Annotated in this window: 17 protein-coding genes and 1 pseudogene; 16 read left to right on the forward strand and 2 right to left on the reverse strand. The window is 57.5% G+C overall.

The annotated features are described in order from the left end of the window. From QMX96_RS09920 to QMX96_RS09980, 13 genes and pseudogenes are all read left to right on the forward strand, one after another. Positions 1-2,480: RHS repeat-associated core domain-containing protein (locus QMX96_RS09920; protein ID WP_282361687.1), on the forward strand; the 2,480-nt coding region annotated here is incomplete at its 5' end. Between the two features lie 8 nt (positions 2,481-2,488). Continuing rightward, positions 2,489-3,106, forward strand: a complete 618-nt coding sequence (locus QMX96_RS09925; protein ID WP_146095004.1) for a hypothetical protein — start codon at positions 2,489-2,491, stop codon at positions 3,104-3,106. Positions 3,107-3,203: 97 nt separating this feature from the next. After that, a pseudogene (locus QMX96_RS09930) lies at positions 3,204-4,088 on the forward strand (RHS repeat-associated core domain-containing protein); the annotation flags it as partial. Between the two features lie 326 nt (positions 4,089-4,414). After that, the gene (locus tag QMX96_RS09935) at positions 4,415-4,726 is read left to right on the forward strand and encodes a hypothetical protein (protein ID WP_282361688.1); all 312 of its coding nucleotides are present in this window, start codon (positions 4,415-4,417) and stop codon (positions 4,724-4,726) included. A gap of 668 nt (positions 4,727-5,394) precedes the next feature. Beyond that, positions 5,395-5,898 carry a hypothetical protein gene (locus tag QMX96_RS09940; protein ID WP_282361689.1) on the forward strand — a complete coding sequence of 168 codons (504 nt, stop codon included), beginning with the start codon at positions 5,395-5,397 and terminating at the stop codon, positions 5,896-5,898. A gap of 67 nt (positions 5,899-5,965) precedes the next feature. Beyond that, on the forward strand, positions 5,966-6,187 hold the full coding sequence (locus QMX96_RS09945) for a hypothetical protein (RefSeq protein ID WP_063611984.1): 222 nt from the start codon (positions 5,966-5,968) through the stop codon (positions 6,185-6,187). A 157-nt stretch (positions 6,188-6,344) separates the two neighbouring features. Then, entirely contained in the window at positions 6,345-6,773 is a 429-nt protein-coding gene (locus tag QMX96_RS09950) for a DUF6756 family protein (protein WP_255001309.1), read from the forward strand. A gap of 997 nt (positions 6,774-7,770) precedes the next feature. Continuing rightward, positions 7,771-8,388, forward strand: coding sequence for a hypothetical protein (locus tag QMX96_RS09955; protein WP_282361690.1), 618 nt, complete (start codon positions 7,771-7,773; stop codon positions 8,386-8,388). A 155-nt stretch (positions 8,389-8,543) separates the two neighbouring features. Beyond that, positions 8,544-8,672 carry an RHS repeat-associated core domain-containing protein gene (locus QMX96_RS09960; RefSeq protein ID WP_349016785.1) on the forward strand — a complete coding sequence of 43 codons (129 nt, stop codon included), beginning with the start codon at positions 8,544-8,546 and terminating at the stop codon, positions 8,670-8,672. Positions 8,673-8,777: 105 nt separating this feature from the next. Continuing rightward, positions 8,778-9,293 carry a hypothetical protein gene (locus QMX96_RS09965; RefSeq protein WP_282361691.1) on the forward strand — a complete coding sequence of 172 codons (516 nt, stop codon included), beginning with the start codon at positions 8,778-8,780 and terminating at the stop codon, positions 9,291-9,293. Positions 9,294-9,613: 320 nt separating this feature from the next. Continuing rightward, positions 9,614-11,656, forward strand: coding sequence for a TonB-dependent receptor (locus QMX96_RS09970; protein WP_282361693.1), 2,043 nt, complete (start codon positions 9,614-9,616; stop codon positions 11,654-11,656). Further along, positions 11,643-12,944: an extracellular solute-binding protein gene (locus tag QMX96_RS09975; protein ID WP_078480300.1), complete on the forward strand. Its 1,302-nt coding sequence runs from the start codon at positions 11,643-11,645 to the stop codon at positions 12,942-12,944. Before QMX96_RS09970 ends, QMX96_RS09975 begins: the two co-directional genes overlap by 14 nt. Beyond that, a complete protein-coding gene (locus QMX96_RS09980; RefSeq protein WP_282361695.1) occupies positions 12,941-14,275 on the forward strand; it encodes a di-heme oxidoredictase family protein in 1,335 nt (444 codons plus the stop codon). The genes QMX96_RS09975 and QMX96_RS09980 overlap by 4 nt, the downstream gene beginning before the upstream one ends. 91 nt (positions 14,276-14,366) lie before the next feature. Here the strand turns inward: QMX96_RS09980 and QMX96_RS09985 are convergent, their stop codons facing one another. Then, positions 14,367-14,615 (reverse strand): hypothetical protein, encoded by a 249-nt coding sequence (locus QMX96_RS09985; RefSeq protein WP_231390615.1) that lies wholly within the window; start codon positions 14,613-14,615, stop codon positions 14,367-14,369. A gap of 353 nt (positions 14,616-14,968) precedes the next feature. Here QMX96_RS09985 and QMX96_RS09990 point away from each other — a divergent pair, with 353 nt between their 5' ends. Beyond that, on the forward strand, positions 14,969-16,195 hold the full coding sequence (locus tag QMX96_RS09990) for an MFS transporter (RefSeq protein ID WP_258658893.1): 1,227 nt from the start codon (positions 14,969-14,971) through the stop codon (positions 16,193-16,195). Positions 16,196-16,309: 114 nt separating this feature from the next. On the opposite strand, the gene QMX96_RS09995 is transcribed toward QMX96_RS09990, so the two are convergent. After that, complete coding sequence (locus QMX96_RS09995) at positions 16,310-16,732, reverse strand: NUDIX domain-containing protein (RefSeq protein ID WP_078480302.1); 423 nt, start codon at positions 16,730-16,732, stop codon at positions 16,310-16,312. 333 nt (positions 16,733-17,065) lie between these two features. Here QMX96_RS09995 and QMX96_RS10000 point away from each other — a divergent pair, with 333 nt between their 5' ends. Together QMX96_RS10000 and QMX96_RS10005 are read left to right on the forward strand one after the other, a co-directional pair. Continuing rightward, positions 17,066-17,938 carry a universal stress protein gene (locus QMX96_RS10000; RefSeq protein ID WP_043859950.1) on the forward strand — a complete coding sequence of 291 codons (873 nt, stop codon included), beginning with the start codon at positions 17,066-17,068 and terminating at the stop codon, positions 17,936-17,938. Positions 17,939-18,115: 177 nt separating this feature from the next. Further along, a complete protein-coding gene (locus QMX96_RS10005) occupies positions 18,116-19,018 on the forward strand; it encodes a GGDEF domain-containing protein (RefSeq protein WP_282361696.1) in 903 nt (300 codons plus the stop codon). Positions 19,019-19,060 lie beyond the last annotated feature (42 nt).

The following is a 19,060-nucleotide window of genomic DNA, read 5'->3' on the forward strand; positions in this document are numbered from 1 at the left end:
ACCTGGTAGAGACGGTCGACCCGCTGGGCAACAAGACCGAATTTGCCTACACCCCAAGCGGCCTGGTAAGTGCGATCAAGGACGCCAACGGCAACCAGAAGGCGCTGGCCTACAACGACGCCGGGCAGTTGCTCGAGTACACCGACTGCTCAGGCAAAGCCAGCCAGTGGGCCTACAACGACTTCGGCCAGTTGGTGCAGTTCGCCGACGCAGCGGGCAACTCGACCGCCTATGAGTACAAGGCCGGGCAACTGTCCAGGGTCACCCACCCCGACAACACCGAAGAGCGCTTCGAGCGTGATGCCGAAGGCCGTCTGCTGGCGTACCTCGACGCGCTCGACCGCTGCACCACCTGGACCTATTCCGGCGCCGGGCTTCTGGCCGAGCGCGTCGACGCCAACGAGCACACCCTGCGCTACCGCTGGGACAAGCTGGGCCGGCTGATTGGCCTGGAAAACGAAAACACCAGCCAGGCGAGCTTCGTGTACGACCCGGTCGGTCGCCTGTTGCAGGAGACCGGCTTCGATGGCCTGACCACCCGTTATCAATACGACCCGTACAGCGGTCGCCTGGCCTCGACCCAGGTCGGCCAGCGCCGCATAGACCTGCGTTTCGACCCCATGGGTCGGCTGGCCGAGCGTACCGCCAGCCTGGGTGATCAGTCCCAGACCGAGCGCTTTGCCTATGACGGCAACGGCAGGCTGATCCAGGCGATCAACGCGGCAAGCCAGCTGCAGTGGTTCCATGACGAGGCGGGCAATCTGACCCGCGAGCATCAGCATTACCTGGGGTTGCAGCAGCCGGTGGTGGCGGTGTGGACGCACGAGTACGACGTGCTGAACCAGCGCATCGCGACCGTACGCCCCGATGGCCATACGGTCAGCTGGCTGACCTACGGCAGCGGCCACCTGCTGGGCATGAAGCTCGACCAGCACGACATGCTCAGCTACGAGCGCGATGACCTGCACCGTGAAGTGGCGCGCCATCAGGGCAACAAGCTGATGCAGACCCAGGCCTGGGACCCGGCCGGACGGCTGCAGGAGCAACTGCTAGGCAGCCACGACGGCAAGTCCACGTTGCTCAAGCGTCAGTACCAGTACGATGGCGCCGGGCAACTCACCGACATTCACGACAGCCGACGTGGTCAGTTGGCCTACCAGTACGACCCTGTCGGTCGCCTGTTGCAGGCCAGCAGTCGCCTGGGGGTGGAGACATTCGCCTTCGACCCGGCGGGTAACCTGCTGGACGAGAAGACGCAGCAGCTCAACCGCCCGCTGGACCAGGCCCCGAAACGCAACAGGTTGATGGACAACCTGCTGCGTAAATACGCCGGCACGCACTACAGCTATGACGAGCGTGGCAACCTCGCCGAACGGCTGCACAACGGCGTGCGTGCGCAGTTCACCTGGGACCTGTTCGACCGGCTGCAGAGCTACAGCGACGACAAACTCAAGGTCGAGTACAGCTATGACGCCCTCGGCCGGCGATTGCACAAACACTCGGTTGCGCATTACTCGAACAAGCCGCAGGCCGGCACGGGCTGGAATCAACTTGAACGGGCCAAGCGCCAGCGTGAGCTGGACTGTGGCTTCACGCTGTTTGGCTGGGACGGCGACACACTGGCGTGGGAAAGCTCCCCGCCGCGTGATGAAGGCGATACGGGCCGTACGGTGCATTACCTGTATGAGCCGGGCAGCTTTGTGCCGGTGGCCCAGGCCCTGCGCAGGGGGCCGGTGCGGCTGCACAAGCAGCCGGACTGGAGCCAGCGCAGTTACGACTTCGACCAGGACCCGTTGTGGCAAACGCACATGCCGCCGCAGGCGTTTGATGCGATTGCGTGGTACCAGTGCGATCACCTGGGCACGCCAATGGAGCTGACCGACCACAATGGCGAGATGGCGTGGGCGGGGCAGTACAAGGCGTGGGGGGAGGTGCGTGAGGAGCGCTCGGGCTGGGCAAGGCAGGTTGGGCTAAGTAACCCAATACGGTTTCAGGGGCAGTATCACGACCGGGAGACTGGCCTGCACTACAACCGGTATCGGTACTATGATCCGGGGGTTGGGCGATTTGTTAGCAACGACCCGATTAGTTATTCGGGTGGATTAAATCTTTACCTGTATGCAGCAAACCCTGTCGAATGGACGGACCCACTCGGACTGGAGAAAGTTGTTGCTGCGAGAAGCCGTGCGCATGCGTTGAGGCTTGCACAGCAGCATGCTCAAGTTCCGAGGGTTGGTCGAGGAGGTAAGGAAATCACTACAGATATCCTTAGGGATGAGAGTAAAGGAAAAAATTATGCTTGCCTGTGCGCTAGAGGAAGTATGCTTGGGCGAAGAGGAAATGATACTTCGCTAGTTTTTGATCACCCAGATGGGCACCCTCACATGGTGGGGGAAGTATTTCCTGAGCATCATAATGGGCCGCACGTGCACGCAAGAAACAAAAAAGGCGAAACATTAGTGATTACTTATCCAGGGTGATTGGGAAAATGTTGGATATCTTGGTTCACAGGTCGAAATTCAAATATTTCAAGAAAGGAGGCAGTGATCTTATATCTTCTTTGCCAGCGAGTGATGAGGATGAGTTTGCTGCTGTTATGGCTCGTGGTACAAATGGGTTGTTGGGGTTTAACGTTAGTCCAGCGGCGCGAAGTATCCTGAAAGCGTTACTTTGCGAGTGCTATTGCCTTGATGCTCCTGACACTATTTTCCACCCAGGAGAACGGCGTGAGGGTGGAATGCCAGATTATTTTTTCAAAGATAAAGGTGGTGCGTTCAATGGTTTGTTGGTGGAGCATGAGCGTTATGTATTGAGTTTAAAAAAATATAATATCATTTCCCGGCATAAGCATATTGAAGTGCCTCTGCCTTCCATGCTGGCTGAGTTTATGAGGGATGGTGGTCGCCTCGAAAATGAACTATATAAACACTTGCTGTCTTCGTGCGAGTACTTTGGGATTTTACAGCACTCGGAAGAGCACGGGTGGGGGGCGTTTGATTTGATTTCCCATGATATAGATTATTTTCTTAACAGATTAGAACGCTTGGTGGGTGATCATGGGCGTCTAGTGTTTATCGAAAATATGCGGGATATGCCTTGTTGGTAGTGCGGTCAACGCAATATTGACCTGCGTGGCTGGCCGAACGTACGACTCACCTGACTGATTAGTCGCAGTCCGAGAGCTTGCCTACGATCGCACGGTCATGAAGCTCGACCATCACGAAATACTCAGCTACGAGTGCGATGACCTGCACCGTGAAGTGGTGCGCCATCAGGGCAACAGGCTGATGCAGACCCAGGCCTGGAACCCGGCCGGACGGTTAGCCCGATGCTGCCGGGCAACTGACCGATATCCACGATAGCCACAGTGACGACAAGCTCAAGGTCGAGTACAGCTATGACGCCCTCTGGCGGCGATTGCACAAACACTCGGTTGCGCATTATTCGAACAAGCCGCAGGCCGGCACGGGCTGGAATCAGCTTGAACGGGCCAAGCGCCAGCGTGAGCTGGACTGTGGCTTCACGCTGTTTGGCTGGGACGGCTACACACTGGCGTGGGAAAGCTCCCCGCCGCGTGATGAAGGCGATACGGGCCGCACGGTGCATTACCTGTATGAGCCGGGCAGCTTTGTGCCGGTGGCCCAAGCCCTGCGCAGGGGGCCGGTGCGGCTGCACAAGCAGCCGGACTGGAGCCAGCGCAGTTACGACTTCGACCAAGACCCGTTGTGGCACACGCACATGCAGCCGCAGGCGTTTGATGCGATTGCGTGGTACCAGTGCGATCACCTCGGCACGCCGATGGAGCTGACCGACCACAAGGGTGAGGTGGCGTGGGCGGGGCAGTACAAGGCGTGGGGGAGGTGCATGAGGAGCGGTCGGGCTGGGCAAGGCAGGTAGGGCTGAGTAACCCGCTACGGTTTCAGGGCCAGTATCACGACCGGGAGACTGGGCTGCATTACAACCGGTATCGGTACTATGATCCTGGGATTGGACGGTTTGTTAGCAAGGACCCGATTAGTTATTCGGGTGGGTTGACCCTGTACCAATACGCACTAAATCCGACGGATTGCGTTGATCCATTGGGTTTGGCGGGGCGAAAAGTAGCTAAACCTCGTATTGATCCTGGCAATCGAAAAGAAGGCTGGCAACATATTGATGAGCGGCATGTGAGTGGCACCCATCCAGGGGGCCATGGCGACCTGTTTCCTGAGGGGACAACGCAAGAACAAATTCAGACGGCATGTGAGTGTCTTGTGAAAAAGGGTAACGGAGTTTCTGATCCTAGTAGCAGAATGCAAATCTATGAGAAGCGCATAAAAATAAATGGTCGCACCGACCGGGTTCGTGGTGTATTCGACTCTCATGATGGAAATAGGACAATTACGGTTTCCCCTGTTAGAGGAGGCTAATAATTATGGAGTTCTACATTTCGAGATCCGAGGAGGACGGTGAGCCAGAAGGATTTGACATGGGGGATATGAGGCTTTCCTCTGGCGATCAAGGTATAGACTCCAAGGAAGATTCAAGACTTCGGATGATGATATATTTGTCAATTACTTCCTTAATTGATGGCTTGGTGGAATTGAAAAACACAAGGTCTTTTGAATTTATCGGAGTTGATTCATCTTTTGCGTTATTATTTAAGATTAAAGGAGAAGTGCTTTCTGTTTTTTATCAGGGGCGTTTTTTGCCGAAGCTAGTTATCGTGTTTTTTAGGGGTTATTGATCGTGAAGTCGATAGGTTCCTTGCTGAAGAAGGAATTTCTATTGTCGACTCGGTTTTTGATGATATGGAGGCTTCTAGGAAAAAAATCAAATCTTCAATCAATACTAAATAGAGCGTGTGGAAGTTCCCATTAGGAGTTGGCATTTTCTAAAAGAAATGCAGCCGCCAGGTGAGCAATCCTCAATGAATATGGCGATGTAATGAAGGAGAAGCATAAAGGGCCGAAAGGATAAATCATGACAAGTACATCACGCAAAGCAATACAATTTCTCATGATGTTATTGGGTTTTTTCTTCGCCAGTAAACATTGCAATACGAGACATGGCATTGCAATGAAGACGTCGGGAGAGAGGTGCTAATCAAGTTGTAGCGCAACGAGCATCCAATAGTTAGTCGGGCGGTTGCAGTAAACGAAAAAACACCGCGTGCAACGTTGAGATAGTTATGCCCTGATGTTGATCATAGAGTTAGTCAAGTTGCGGACTGATGGCCAGTAAACGACACACTATGGGGATGATACGTGGAAGCAGTACCGTGTGTCGGGAAAAGACCACGGAAATATTCCTAGGCCGAATATTAAATAAGCAAAAAAGAGTCCACGCCAGATGGTAGGGTTCTTATCCACCAGGGGCGTGTATTAGCACCTCTCCCACATGAGGTTCCAAAAGGTGAATGAGTCAAACCATTTCAAATCATATGATTATAAATCATTTGCGTTAGCGAATAATGATCATGTTGTGACGGGCGTTGATTGTTTGTGTTCAATTTATAAGTCGCACGAGCTTGCAGGCGATTTTATTCTTTGGTTCGCTAGACTTATATGGCCGGCGTTCAAAATGCTAGATGGCAAGGTTTTTGTTGTTGAGTTGTTTGATGCCGAGCTATACCAACAACATTTAGATGTGAAAAGCACGCCTGGTAAAACTCAGTTCTGGGTGAACCTGCTAGAGATAACGGGCGTATTCGACAAGCTTTCGTTTGATCAGGCCATGGAGGTTGCTGTAATAGTATCTGAAAGCTGGAACTCTAAGATTTTGAAAGAATTTGGTGCGGAGCATGCCTTGGCACGATATATATTGGATGAAGATACGGGGGAGATATTCGTTACCATAGGGCTTTCATCCGAAGAAAATAACGAGCCTCAAGTAGATTTCAGTCTAAAACCGCACTAGGCAGGCAGGGATGATTCTGCTCGCCCGTTATGTGTAATGAGGGCAAGTTACTTACTTGCGAGTGATGATGAAGATGCCACCTCTAGGCGTAGTCGGTAAAGTTGTCAGCGGTCACGATGCGGGGTTGTATGTTAAGGTGATTTTTGATTTGGGTGATACGGACGGTTATTATGTATTAACCTCAAATAAATATGATTTCAGCGTGGGGTTTGATGACTGGATTGAGTCGAAAGAGAGTTTGATAAAGTACTTTGCAGAGTCGGGTTGGGTTGTTGATTGGTTGGGCTAAGGCGTTTATTGGGGGGCGACTAGACTCTGTTAAAAGTGCATGCATACAGCATCTGGTGTTTTGAGTGCGCTGCAATACAGCACTTTTGAGGATTTGCAAAATATGTTGTCCGGCTGGAGCTACATCCTCACCGGCCTGATAAGAAGTAGGTAAAGTTATGTGTGAGAGTGAAGAAATAAATTTGAGGTCAGAGTTGTCTGCTGCATTGGTTTCAGAGGGGCTGAGTCCTAACGAAATCGAAGATAAAGAAAGAGTTACTTCTTTGATTGAAAAGAGATTCATCTCAGGAACCCCTAGGGCTTGGTGGTTATCACTGGTCAGTAAGCCGGAAGTGTATAGCTTTCCGGACAATTCTGGCTATCAAAACTTGCTTGAAATATTTCCCGCGGGTAATGATAAAGTTTGGTTTGTGGTGGATGATGACAACAAGGAAAAATTTGTATTTTTTATTCCATTGAATAAAGTTCAGGACATTATTGAAAGTTGTCGTTTTTTTGAGTATTACGTGGTCGATGAAAATATTTCTTGGATGTTGGCTGAGAATGATCATGGTGAGATCTTGGTTTGTAGAGGGGGGAGTTTATAGTTGAGGTGTATTTATATTTAGTGGTTGAGCTTAGGAAATTTCAATCTATTTAATGAGGTCGTAACGAGAAAAATACTCAAAGCGGCACATTCTGGATATTAGCTATTACGGCGGCCTGAACCTATATAGGTACGTCGTTAGCCCAGTCGGATGGATTGATCCTTTAGGCTTGGCCGCACACAGGGGACGTATTCAAGCACAAGGAAAAACCTTGAAGAGTCGGTGAGTTGGAACAAAGAAAATCCACTCACAGCAGAGGGCGCAAAGTTGAAAATCACAGAATTGAAAGACAAGCTAAGCAAAGAGGCATCTCAAAGTTAGGGAGGACACATTCAAACGAGCCGAAAAATTTATAGACAAAGCATGCCCATGCGGCGTTCAGGGAGACAGCAAAAAAAAATTTCTGGTTAAAGGCACTGCAAGCGAGATAGTCGAAACTACATTGCTGGATAGAAAATCCGACAACTCACAAAGTTTTTGTATTTTTGGCAGCACAGATATTCTTCGTAGAATTCATGAGAAGATGTCTGAGTGGATAAATAAACAGAAATAGGGCTAGTCGGGTGGAGCATGTCGAAGGTGAAATTTCAATGAGGGCCGTAGCTGAATAACCAGCAGGGATGAAGTGAACTTGAGCAGGACATGAACCATTCGCGCTCGCTAATAATGATCATGCCGTGACGGGCTTCGACTATTTGTGTTAAATCTACAAGGCGCATGAGTTTTCAGGTCAATTTTATGTTTGCCTCGATAGGCAGGATATTCTAGTTGCCGAGCTTAATTCTGAAAGCAGGGGGAAAAATTACGCATGTCTGTGCGCTAGAGGAAGTACGCTAGGACGGAAGGAAGAAGGCGCTAAGCCGCTAGTTTTTGATCACCCAGACGGGCACCCTCATATGGTAGGCGAAGGATTTCCTGCTCATCACGACGGGCCGCATGTGCACGCGAAAAACAAGAAAGGCGAAGTCATAGTATTTACTTATCCGGGGTAGCTGGGATGTTCGAAGTTTTGATTTGCAGATCGGAATTTAAGTATCTAAAAAAATACGCCAATGAGCGTATATCTTCACTACCGGCAAATGGTAATGATGAGCTTTCTGCTGTAATGGCGCGTGATCCGAATGGTAAGCTGGGGTTCGATGTGAATCAGGTAGCTGAAAGTATTTTAGATGAATTGTTAGGAGAGTGTTACTGCTTACGCGGCTCAGGCAGTGTTGATCATCCAGGAGTATTCCCCAAGGGAGGCATGCCGAATTTTTTCTTCAAAGATAAAGGTGGCGCATTTAGCAGTTTAGTTGCCTCGCATGAGCGCCATGTGCTAGCCATGAAAAAATACAGCATTCTTTCCCGCTATAGGCACACTGAAAAGCCAAAGCCTTCTGAGTTGTCACACTTCCTGCAAGATGACAGCCGGATTGAAGAACCATTGTATGAAAGTCTGCTATCTTCTTGCGCATATTTTGGGATTTCTCAATGTGCGCAAGAGCATGGCTGGGGGGCATTTTATTTGATCTCCCAAGACATGGATGGTTTCTTGACTAAGTTAGAAAACTTAGTAGGCGATGAAGGGCGCCTAGTGTTCATCGAAAATATGCGAGAAATGCCCTGTTGGTAGGGCGGCCATCGTTGTGATGAACTACTTTTTGACCCCATGGGACGGCTGGCCGGACGTACCGCCAGCCTGGGTGTCCAGCCGCAGACCGAGCGCTTTGCCTATGCCGGCAATAGCAAGCTGATCCAGGCGGTCAATGCGGCGAGCACGCTGGTGAGGTGCATGAGGAGTGGTCGGCTTGGGCGAAGCAGGTAGGACTGGGTAACCCGCTACGGTTTCAGGGGCAGTATCACAACCGTGAGACCTGGCTGCATTACAACCGGTATCGGTACTATGATCCGTGGTAGGGCGATTTAGTGGGCAGAGCCCGATTAGTTGTTCGCGTGGATTGAATATGCAATGCCGCGCCCCGGTGTTTTACATTAAAAATACGTATGCTGAGATTCAAATAGATGAAGTTACACGGGTTGTACGCAAAGATAATAAAAAAAGAAGCCTACAATGATCTGCGTTGCCTGACGGGCGCGTTCGACGATTTTGAAGAATTCCCCATCATTTCACGGGACAGCAGATTAAAAAAATTACAAAGGAAACTCGAGAAAAAAGACATCTCGGATTTTCTGTTGGGGCTTGCTGTTTTCGTATTGAATACCGTACGTGCACTCGCCCGCAGCAATCAAAGGCAGTTAGAGCTGACTGCCATCACCTTCACACGCTTCGATGCCAGCGGTGGCTCCACGTTGGTGCCCCAACTCTTCATATACCCAAGTACCGCAGCCAGCGCACTTCGCCAAACGCTTATCAAGAATCAACCTGAAACGGACTCAATGGAAATGACCAAGGTCAAGCAGCTGTTCACGACCTGCGGCTTCGTTGAGAGCTTCGTTTTTCTAGAGAGCAGGTTCTTTGACCACGCCTGCAACGAGGAACTTGTACGTATTTATGCCATCCCTCGACAGATGATGTAGCGCGTGCCTGAGGGGTAGGGGGTTCGATGCGCTTGCCGGCACTCCGCTGACACCTTGCCATCGAGCGCAAAGCCGCTAGAAGCCCCGCTTATGGGTTGGTCAATTCGCTATATATTTTTATGTATAGCGTTGTAACGTCCTGTGAACAACGCTAGCATTCCTGCCGTTTGGCCCTGCGCCATCCCGCTTTCCCCCTAAAGCAACCACCGGCTGATCACCTCCTGGGGAGGTCGTGACCAGAAAAACCGTCGGTCGCTATATAAAATAATACACAACGTCGCCCGGGCGCCGCCTACGTCAAGGCCGACACAGGAGCAGCAATGAAGCCGCTAACACCGCACGCCCTGATGGTTGCCGTCGCAGCCCTGGGCGCTGAATCCGCCCTCGCGGAGCAGAAAAACACCTTCACCCTCGGCGAAATCCAGATCTCCGCGCCCCAGGACGAAACCCTGTCCACCGGCGGCTCGGTCATCGACCTGAAGGACATCCGCCTGCACGACCGCGAAACCGTCGCCAGCGCGCTCACCCTGGCCTCCGGCGTCAACCTGGGCTATATCGGCGGTCGCGCCGAGCAGGTGGTGTTCGTGCGCGGCTTCGATCGTCTGCAGGTGCCGGTGTATATCGACGGCATCCCCACCTACGTGCCCTACGACGGCAACATCGACCTGGGCCGCTTCACCACCTACGACCTGTCGCGCATCCAGGTGGACAAGGGCTTTGCCTCGCTGCTGTATGGCCCCAACACCCTGGGCGGGGCGATCAACCTGGTTACCCGGCGCCCGGTGCAGGAATTCGAAGGCGAAGTGGGCGGGGGGCTTGAGCTGACCGATCACGGCAACGTGAACGCCTACCGCACCTACGCCAACGTGGGTTCCAACCAGGGCGCGTGGTGGATGCAGGGCGGGGTGTCGTATGTGGATTACGACTACACCTTGCTGCCCGACGACTTCAAACCCACCAACAACCAGCAAGGCACCGGCCGGCGCGAGAACAGCGACCACCGCGACACCAAGTTCAGCTTCAAGCTGGGCTTCACCCCCAACGAAACCGATGAATACGTGCTCGGCTACGTTCAGCAGGAGGGCAGCAAGGGCCAGCCCACCTATGCCGGCAAGCTGCCGCCGACCGGCCAGCGCGCACGCTGGTGGGAGTGGCCGCGCTCGGACAACACCAGCGTGTTCATCGCCACCAAAACCGGCTTTGGCGAGCACTTTCTGAAAACCCGTGTGTACCACGACACCTTCAAGAACTCGCTGGAAAGCTTCGCCTACCGCAACGGCGTGGTGGGTAACCTGCAGAAGGGCTTCCCGAGCAAGTACGACGACGAGAGCACCGGCTTCTCGGTGGAAGCCGACCTGGCCCTGACCGAAAACAACCGCCTGGGCATCGCCTACCACTTCAAGGATGACGTGCACCGCTCCCGCGATGGCGACAGCCCGCAAACCCACTTTCGCGACCAGACCCAGTCGATTGCCCTGGAAGACACCCTGCGCCTGAACGAGATTTTCAGCGTGGTGGGCGGCGTTTCCTACAACTACCGCAAGAGCCTGGATGCCGAAAACTACGGCACCACCGCCAGCTCGCCCAAGCAGGCCGTGCTGTACGACGAACCCACCGGCAGCAACGACGCGGTCAACGCGCAGCTCGGCCTGTTCGCCAACACCAACCCGCTGCTGGGCACCGATGACAACGGCCAACTGCGCCTCACCGTGGCGCGCAAAAGCCGCTTTGCGACCATCAAGGACCGCTACTCGACCCGCTTCGGTACGGTCATCCCCAGCCCGGACCTGAAGTCCGAACGCGCCACGCACTACGAGTTCGGCTACAGCGGCCAGGTTGCCCCGCAATGGCAGCTGGACGCGGCGCTGTTCGTGGCCAATATCGAAGACTCCATCCAGAAGGTCACCGTGCCCGCGCAGGACAACTGCGCCGCGCCCTGCGGCCAGTTCCAGAACATTGCCAAGGCGCGCAACCAGGGGGTGGAGCTGGGCATCAACGGCGACCTGGGCGAGTGGGAGCTGGCAGCCAACTACACCTTCCTCGACCGCGAGAACCGCAGCGACCGCGACCTGCACCCCACCGACACCCCGCGCCACAGCCTGTTCGGCTCGGCCTCGTGGAACCTCGACGCCTGGAAGCACACCGCCAGCGTGGAGGCGGCCTCGCGTCGCTACAACACCTCCGACGCCACCCAGATGGCACCGGGCTACGCGGTGTACAACCTCAAGACCGGCTACCGCTTCAGCAACGACGTGCTGATCGAGGGCGGCGTGCGCAACCTGTTCGACCGCCTGTACGAGTACAGCGAGGGCTACCCGGAAATGGGCCGTCAATATTTCGTGCAATTCAATGTGCCGCTGTAACCGCTGGCTGGCGGGCCTGCTGCTGGCGTTCAGCGGCCTGCTGAGCGCGGCCCCGCAAAGCGTGGTGGTGATGACCAGCTACCCCGAGGAGGTGATGACGCGGGTGGAGGATGGCTTTGCCCAGGCCCACCCGGAGTATCGCCTGCAGGTCCTCTGGCGCCAGGGCTTCGATGCCTTGCCCTACCTGCTGCAAGCCAGACAGGGCGGGGTGGATGTGTACTGGGCGCCGTCGCCGGGCAACTTCACCCGGCTGGCGAAGGCGGGCAGTTGGCAGCCGCTGGGTATCAGTCTGGAGGGCCTGCCGGCGCAGATCGGCGGCCTGGCGTTGCGTGATCAAAAAAACCTGTACCAGGCGACCGAGCTGGCAGGTTACGGCTTTGCCATCAACACCGCGTCGCTGGCCGAGCTGGGCGTGCCCACGCCCAAGGACTGGCCCGACCTGCTCGACGCTCGCTTGCGCGGGCGGGTGGCGCTGCCCGACCCGGGCCGGGTCGGGTTTGCCCCGGTGCTGCTGGATATCGTGCTGCGCGCCTATGGCTGGGAGCGCGGCTGGGCGCTGTGGAGCGAACTGGCCGGGCAGGCGCGGCTGGTCACGCGCGGCGGTACGCTGGTGAGTGACGAGGTCACCAGCGGGCGGGCAGCGGTTGGCTTGTCGATCGACTTCTTCGTCGCTTCGGCCAAGGCCAACGGCGAGCCGGTGGACTTCGTGTACCCGGCCCACGGTGGGCTCAACCCGGCATTCATCGCCATTACCGCAAGCACCCAGGCGCCGGCCGGTGCCCGGGCGTTCGCACGGTACGTGTTGTCCGACGCCGGGCAGGCGCTGCTGGCCGATGCCGACATTCGCAAGCTGCCGGTGCGCCCGAGCGTGTATGCGCAGCTGCCCGCGCAGTACCACGACCCGTTCGTTGCCGCAGGGCACGGCGCCTATGACTACGGCAACGGCAGCTCGCGCGAACGCCTGGCGCTGATCAGTTCGCTGTTCACCCAATGGCTGGGCCTGCCCCACGAGGCGCTGAACGAACTCTGGACGCGGCTGCACGCGGCCGAAGCGGCGGGGCATGACGTAGCCGCCATACGTCAGTTGTTGACCGCGCCGCCACTGACTGCCGGGCAAGCCGAGGCCAAGCCGTTGCTGGGCCTGTTCGCGGCACGTCAGGACAAGGGCATGGCCCACGAGCCGGCAACCGACCAGGATGCATTGGGCCGTACCGAGATCACCTGGCAGTTCCAGGCCGCGCTGCAGCGGGCAGAGGCGGCGCGGTTGCTGGAGGGGCTGGGTCAGTGACCGTTGTGCGCATCGCCGGGCTGTCGATCGGTTTGCTGGTGAGCGCGCTCGCCAGCGCCGATGTCACCCACACCGCGGTCAACCGTGAAGCCTACGCCCAGCCCTTCGCCGGGCTGGACGAAGGCCAGCTGGAGCGCTTCTTTCGAGGGCGCAGCCTGTTCCGGCAGGCGTGGGTGGTCGCACCGTCTCGCGATGAAGCGGTGGATGGGCTCGGGCCGTTGTACAACCGGGTGTCGTGCATCGCCTGCCACCCCAAGAACGGTCGTGGCCAGGCGCCGCAGCAGGGGGAGGCGATGCGCAGCCTGTTGCTGCGCCTGTCCGTGCCGGGCCGCGATGCCCACGGCGGGCCGAAGCCTCATCCTGTGTATGGCGACCAGCTCAACGACCAAGGTGTGCCCGGCGTGCCGGGGGAAGGGCGGGCCCATGTGTACTGGCAGGAACACGCGGTGCCGCTGGGCGATGGCGAAACCGTGATGCTGCGCACGCCGCGTGTCGAACTGCGCGAGCTGGCCTATGGGCCACTGGACGGGGTGTTGACCTCGGCGCGGGTGGGCTCGCCGGTATTCGGCCTCGGTTTGCTGGAGGCCATCGAGGCCAGCACGCTGCAGGCCATGGCGGCTGAAGCCAAGCCCGACGGCGTGACCGGGCGCGTCAATCAGGTGTGGAGTGTGGAGCGACAGCGTGCCGAGGCGGGCCGCTTTGGCCTCAAGGCCAACCAGCCCGACCTGCGCCAACAGATCGCCCACGCCATGCTGGGCGACCTGGGCATCACCTCCACGCTGGCTCCTGAGCAGAACTGCACCCCTGCCCAACAGGCCTGCGCGCAGGCGCCCCACGGCGGCGAGCCGGAGCTGGACGCGATGCAGCTTGGTGACCTGCATTTCTACCTCGCCCACCTGGCCGTGCCTGCGCGCCGGCAGCAGGCCGAGCCTGCGGTTGTGCAGGGTGAAAAACTGTTTGCCGCGATTGGCTGCACGGCCTGTCACCGGCCCGAACTGGTCACGGGCACACACCCGCTGTACCCGGCGCTGAGCCAGCAACGGATCGCGCCGTACACCGATTTGTTGTTGCACGACATGGGCGAGGGGTTGGCCGATGGCCGTGAGGACTTTCTCGCCAACGGCCGCGAGTGGCGCACCCCTGCGCTGTGGGGGCTTGGGCTGGGTGAGCGGATCAACCCCGGCAGTGGCTACCTGCACGACGGCCGAGCGCGCACGCTGGAGGAAGCCATCGTGTGGCATGGCGGTGAAGCGCAAGCGGCCCGGCAGCGCTATGTAACGCTGGGGGCGAAGGAACGGGCGGCGATTCGGGCGTTTCTTGAGTCGCTGTAGGGCGCTGGACCCAAGGCGATCATCTCTCAGTGACGGGAGCGCGATTCAGCGTGAGAAGGCCAGGGCATGAAGCCCTGGCCAATCGCAACCGTCACTTTTTCTTTTTCGCAGGTTTATCTGCCTTGTCCGACTTCTTGGCCTTCTCTGGCTTGCTGTCCGATTTTTTTGCAGATTTCTTGGGTTCGGCATCTTTTTTCTTGTCTTTCTTTTCTTTCTTTTCAGAGGCTTTGGAAAGAGCCGATGCCGCAGCTGATTTCTTTGCCGATGATGACTTCTTGTCTTTCAAATCCTTGCTGGCTTTTGAAGACCCGTCTTTGCTTTTCTTCTCGTCCTTAGCCACGTTGACCACCTCTGATAGCGCTTGCCGGTATTGGCACGTTGCCTGTGGGATCATCCACATGCTGATCATTAGGCGAGTTCGCCCAGAGGCGGTTCAAATTATTTGAGACGCTGGGCAGGGCCTTGGCGGATGTTGCGTCAGGTACCGGGGCTTGGCATGCCCGGCAAGCTGGGCCAAGCTTGCATGGGCCTGCAGCAGTTGCTCTACTACGGGCCTTTCATCGATAGCGCTGATGATTACTATCAAAGGGCCCGCCTGTCGGCGCGGTAAAACCCGCTTGTATAATCGCCTTCGATTTTTCCCCGCTTCCCGCGCCTGCTCAAGGCGTCATTTCCCCCATGGAACCCAGCACCATGCCAAGCGCAAGCCAGGCCCCTAGCGGCCTTCCCGAACACAATCAACAGAGCGTCAAACAGCAGTGGCTGGCGATTCTCTCGGTCGCGGTGGGCGCCTTTGCCCTGGTGACCAGCGAATTTCTGCCGGTGGGCGTACTCAACGATGTCGCCAGCGACCTGGGCATCAGTGCCGGTCGTGCCGGCCTGATGGTGACGCTGCCCGGCATCATGGCCGCACTCGCCGCGCCCTTGCTGTCGGTGGGCATCGGCGCGATGGACCGGCGCTACCTGCTGATCGGCCTGACCCTGATCATGATCATCGCCAATGCGGTGGTGGCCTACGCCACCGACTTCAGCCTGCTGCTGTTCGGCCGTGTGCTGCTGGGGGTGAGCATCGGCGGGTTCTGGGCCACGGCCATCGCCCTCAGCGGCCGCCTGGCCCCCAAGGGTGTGGGGGTAGCCCAGGCCACCTCGATCATCATGGTGGGTGTGACCCTGGCCACCGTGCTGGGCGTGCCCGTCGGCACCTGGCTCAGTGGCCTGATGGGCTGGCGCATGACCTTCCTGGTGACCGCGCTGGTGGGTGTACCGGTGCTGCTGGCCCAGGTGTTCCTGCTGCCGCGGCTCAACCCCGACAAGGCCATTCGCATCAGTGACCTGCCGGCACTGTTCATCAATCCGCAGGCCCGGGTCGGCCTGATTGCGGTGTTGCTGATCGGCCTGGCGCACTTTGCCGCGTACACCTATGTGGCACCGTTCTTCAAGCAAAGCGCCGGCTTCGATGGGCCGACCATTGGCTCGCTGCTGTTGCTGTATGGCGTGGCCGGGGTGCTGGGGAATGTCTTCGCCGGGTTTGCCGCCAACCGCAGCGTGCGTTACACGCTGATGCTGGTGGCGCTGATGATTGCCGTCAGCACGGCGCTGTTCCCTTACTTTGCCACCGGCATGACCGGTGCGGTGATGCTGATCGCGCTGTGGGGCTTTGCCTTCGGTGCCTTTCCGGCCTGCGCCAGCATCTGGATGTTCGTGGTGGCGCCCAAGGATGTCGAGCGCGGCATGCCGCTGTTCGTGGCTTTGTTTCAGGTGATCATCGCGCTGGGGTCGTTCTTTGGCGGGCGCATCGTCGACCAGATGGGCAGCTCGGTGCTGCTGAGCCTGGCCACGGCACTGGTGGGCTGCGGGTTTGTCACGGTGCTGGTGCTGGGGCGCAAGGTCAGCAACCGAATGGCGGTTCAGCCTTGCTAGCAGCCCGGCGCATGGGCTGACGTCAATCTTGAGGGGGCCGCGTGTGCGGCTCAACCCCTGCCAGCTCTGGATGCCCACCTGGCGTAAAAAGAGAGGCTCGACAAGTACCTGGGCCTAGCCGGGCACGCGTGCTTCAGTGAGGCCAAGTCGAAGGAAGCTCAATGCATCCTTGTAGAGTGGGTGCCATGCGTCGGATGGCTCGCTATGGAGTGGATGCCAGAAAAACCTGAACGCGTGCCCTCCGTCATCCTGGGTAAAGTGAACCCAGGTGTCGGGAAGCTCGTGGGTGACGTGACACTCATGAAATGCCCACACATGCCCGGTTACCTCAGCGCGCCACACGCCAAGATTTCGTCCCACCGTGCCATTAATTCCGGCTTCCTCGAACAGTTCTCGTACAGCAGCGTCTTCACTCGGCTCACCTGGCTCCACACTTCCCTTGACCAACTGCAGGCCCGCCAACGGATGCGCGAACGCCAGAATCTCCAACGTTTCGCGGCTGCGCAGCACCACCGGGCAAGCTTTATCCACTGCCATGTTGTTCTCCCCTTGGCTCATTGCTGTTGAGTGTTGAGCGCGTCGAAAGCTGAACGATGTCAGCTGCCTTCAACACTGCACGATCTTAAAGCATCCATCCGGCTCTGCCGGGTTTTTGCCTCCCTCCCAAGTTCAGGACAAACCAGGCAGCACACTGATGAACCCTGCCCACATGTTGCAGTTTGTTGCCGCAGCCAGATGCCTGGCCTTGAGGTTGACGCAAATCAAGCCGCCGCCTATAGCGTTCGGGAGACCATGGCGGCATGAAAGGAGCGGACCGACAGCAGGCCAACGCCTCGATCCGCATGCGCCACATTGCATAAGGAGCCCCACATGAGCCCGTTGAAGCACGTACTGGTTGCCACCGATTTGTCCACTTCTGCGCGCAACGCAGCAGAGCGGGCCGCACTCCTGAGCCAGGCGCAGCATGCCGCGCTGGACCTTCTCTACGTTGCCAACCCCGCGCCTTACGAGCGCCTCAAGCAGGTTGTGGTACCCGATGACAACCTGTTGAATCGCGTGCTGGAAAGTGCCGGCGAAAACCTGCGTGCAGTGGCTGCCATGCTGTTCCACCGCTACGCCATCTCCGCTGGCACACAGGTCGCGCCCGGTTCGGTGGCTACCGAAATCACCCGTGTGGTGCAAGACAAACACACCAACCTGCTGGTATGCGGGGCCAAGGGGCAGAACCTGGCGCGCCGCCTGCTGGGCTCCACCGTGCAGCGCATGCTGAGCCGCATGCACTGCCCGATGCTGGTGGTCAAACAGGCCCCGCGCGAGGCGTACCGCCGCGTGCTGGTGCCGGTTGATTTTTCACCTTCGTCGCTGCGTGCCATCGAGCTGGCAAAAGCCGTGGCCCCGCAGGCCGAAATCATTCTGATGCACGCGTTCGAAGCGCCCTTCGAGGGCAGCATGCGCTTTGCCTACATCGACCAGGACACCCTCACGCACTACCGCAACGCCATCAAGAAGGATGCCGTGGAGCAACTTGCGGCCCTGAGCGAAGCCGCCGGCCTGCCCAATGCTCGGCAGATCATTGCACACGGCGACGCAGCCTGGCGGATCGTGGAAACCGAGCAGGAGCTGGACTGCGACCTGATCGTGGTCGGCAAGCAGGGCGAAAGCGCGCTGGAAGAGCTGCTGGTGGGCAGCGTCACCAAGCACGTGCTGAGCGAATCGCAGTGCGATGTGTTGGTGTCGATCTAGGGGCTGTAGGTAGGGCAGGGGGCCGGAAACGCTTGGCACAGCACACGCGATAACGTTTCTGTCGCAAGCGCCGTGCGGCGTTGGTGGCATCCGCAAGGCCCATGTTGCGGATGATGGCGTAATGGTATTGTTGGCTACCGTTACGCCATTCATCAATCGGCACAGAAGAAGTGCTTCATGATCGACACCGCACAGATGGCCCTGATTCTTGATGCGCTGCCCGACCCTGCCTTCATTCTGTCGCGCAGTGGCAAGTACGTTGCGGTGTTTGGTGGCCGCGACGCGCGTTATTACCACGATGGGTCCGGCCTGATCGGCCTGTATATTTCAGACCTGATCAATGCCGACAAGGCGAACTGGTTTCTGGAGCAGATTGCCCGGGCACTGGCCACGGGAAACCTGCTGGTCGCCGAGTACGAGCTGAGCAACAGGGACGTGAAGGGCCTGCCCGATGAGGGCCCCAAGGACCCCATCTGGTTCGAAGGGCGCATCCAGGCCCTGAACTTCAGGGTGGACGAAGAGGAGGTCGTGCTGTGGGTCGCCAGCAATATCTCCGAACGGCACACACTGGAAGTCAGGCTCAGGGAACTGAGCGATACCGACCAGCTCACCGGTCTGTTCAACCGCAGAAAGCTCGAACATGACCTGAAACTGCACCACGAGTCCCTGACACGCTATCGCGTGCCGACGTCGGTGTTCCTGTTCGATCTGGACAACCTCAAGAAAATCAATGATACCCAGGGGCATCACGCCGGTGATCAGATCATCCAGGCGGTGGCCGAGATATGTCGTTGCGCGCTGCGCGCAACGGATTTCGCCTGCCGCCTGGGTGGCGACGAGTTTGTGGTGGGCCTGCCCAATACCGAGCGCGAGCAGGCGCTGCAGCTTGCCGAGCGTCTGCATGAGCGCTTTCGCAAAGAGCTGAGCCACTATTGGGCAGGCGACACGGTGGTCACCGTGAGCATTGGCGCAACGGCCATGCTGCCCGAGGACCACGCTTACGAGGACACCTTGAAACGGGCCGATCGTGCCCTGTACGTGGCCAAGAGCATGGGCAAGGACCGGATTGTGTGGCTCTGACGCCAGGGTATGGCCAATGTCAGAAAACCCTTGACCTTCCAA

The sequence above is a fragment of the Pseudomonas sp. PS01300 genome (assembly GCF_029960155.1).
Classification (GTDB): Bacteria; Pseudomonadota; Gammaproteobacteria; order Pseudomonadales; family Pseudomonadaceae; genus Aquipseudomonas; species Aquipseudomonas palmensis.